Annotated in this window: 1 protein-coding gene and 2 pseudogenes; 1 reads left to right on the top strand and 2 read right to left on the bottom strand. The window is 65.7% G+C overall.

Translation table 11 applies throughout. From position 1 onward, the window contains the following. Window positions 1-31: 31 nt before the first annotated feature. Both ACFVGO_RS33355 and ACFVGO_RS33350 read right to left on the bottom strand, forming a co-directional pair. Window positions 32-1,018 (bottom strand): transcriptional regulator, encoded by a 987-nt coding sequence (locus ACFVGO_RS33355; RefSeq protein WP_359908579.1) that lies wholly within the window; start codon window positions 1,016-1,018, stop codon window positions 32-34. An 87-nt stretch (window positions 1,019-1,105) separates the two neighbouring features. After that, window positions 1,106-1,288, bottom strand: a pseudogene (locus ACFVGO_RS33350) (helix-turn-helix domain-containing protein); the annotation flags it as partial. A gap of 219 nt (window positions 1,289-1,507) precedes the next feature. Here ACFVGO_RS33350 and ACFVGO_RS33345 point away from each other — a divergent pair. Beyond that, window positions 1,508-1,716: pseudogene (locus tag ACFVGO_RS33345) on the top strand (hypothetical protein); the annotation flags it as partial.

Here is a 1,716-nt window from a genome sequence, read left to right as displayed (position 1 = left end):
TGCCCGTCGGACGGCATGAATTGCTCCTTCGTCAGGCGACGTTGTCAAGCGCCGAAATCTGCTGGTACAGGGCTGAGGCGCGACTATCGGCCGCGAGCGGAACGAGGCGGCTCCTGACCGCCTGCAACTTCCTGCCGATGTAGCCCGAGCCGGTCTGGTCGACCAACTCCAGAGCAGCGTGAGTGTAATGACTCGCCTGATCCAGATCACCGCGCTCGACGCTCAGCGCGGCCAACTCCGCGACCACCGCGCCTCTGCGACGCAGCGAGAGCCGCTGGGAGAGCGCGGATGTCAGTGCCTGCTCCGCCAGATCCGGGCGGCCGAGTGCGAGATAGCAGGTGCCGCGTTCCTCGGCGAGACGTGAACCATCGAACCGAAGCCAACCGCCATTGTGCAGGTGGCCGGACAGATCGTGTACCTGCTCGGCGGCGCCCAGTGCTCGTTCGGTTGCTTCAAGGTCGCCGAGGCCTGCAAATGCCTCCGCCTGGACCGCCGCGACCCAGTACCGGGTTGAGAGCTGGCTGTCTCCTCGTTCTGCGACCTGAGAGGCCACTGCCAGAATCGGAGTCGCGACAGCGAAACGGTGTTCGTAGACTTCCACGAAGGCGTGCCGCGTCAGTGCACAAGCCCACAGGTCGAAAGCGCTGGCTTCCCTGGCTGCGCTGGCGGCGAGTGTGTAGCACTGCGCCGCGTCGGTGTAGCGGTTGGCGTCGAAGAAGATCTCACCCGCGAGCTGATATAGATCTCCCACCAGCGCACAGAGCTGCTGGCGCGAGGCATCGCTCTGGCTTTCCCCCAGCCCCTTCGCCAGGAGAGCCAGTTGGTGCTTGACCATCGGGTACACGACCTGCTTGGAGTCGGAGAGCCCGAACAGCTTCCAGAGGTGCGTGTTCAGTTCCGGCCCGACTTCTGTCAGGGACGTGGCCACGCCGGATCGGGGCGAGGGCCTTTCGGTATCGGGCAGGGCGATGAGCGCTCCGGTCACGGCGAGCAGACTCAGGACGTCGCGGCGCTTCATGTCGTCAGTATCACCAAGAGGTGGGGCAGCGGCGTAGACCACCGAACGGTCAGGGGCTGTCACCTCTGGTGCGAGGAGGTCCGCCAGGCTCTCGGGGGTGACCCTGAGGACCTTTGCCATCTTGGGGTGTACGAACCCCTGGGGATTGGTCGCGCCGGCCTCCCAGCGGGTGACCGTGGAGACTGCCACTCCCAGTTCGGCGGCGAATGCCTCCTGACTGTAGCCCAGTGCCTTTCGGCGCTGCGCGAGTCGCTTCCTCCTCGGAGTCACAATCGCCCCCGCTCGGTTCGAAGGGCCCCAGGTCAGGCGGGGTAGTGCGTCGATTATGCCTGAAAGGTGCTCATCTTCCGCTCTGGTTCGGGGCAACTCCCGGACCGTTCAATGGATGCAGCTACCCCTGGCTTCGCCTTGTCCTCAGGCGGCCACGAGCTCATGACCACCTGTTCCGCCTCTTCGAGGTGCCCCATGCTCACTTCTCATCGCCCCCGCATGTTCGTCGCGCGCCTCGACTCCCGTATCGAGTCCACGCCGCTGGCCCGGTACTTGCTCCGGGCGTACCTCTCCGCCCTCCCCGCCGGGGACCGGTACTCGGACACCGCCGAACTGTTGCTCGGCGAGTTGTTCGCCAACGCCGTCCAGCACTCCGACGCCCCCGACGACTGTCACATCGAGGTCCGCTTCACCGTCACCGGCTCCCG

It is taken from the genome of Kitasatospora sp. NPDC057738 (assembly GCF_042798815.1).
In the GTDB taxonomy this organism is placed as follows: Bacteria; Actinomycetota; Actinomycetes; order Streptomycetales; family Streptomycetaceae; genus Kitasatospora; species Kitasatospora lactacystinica.
Note: the sequence above shows the minus strand (reverse complement) of the source record. Positions and strands in the feature narration are given on the sequence as shown.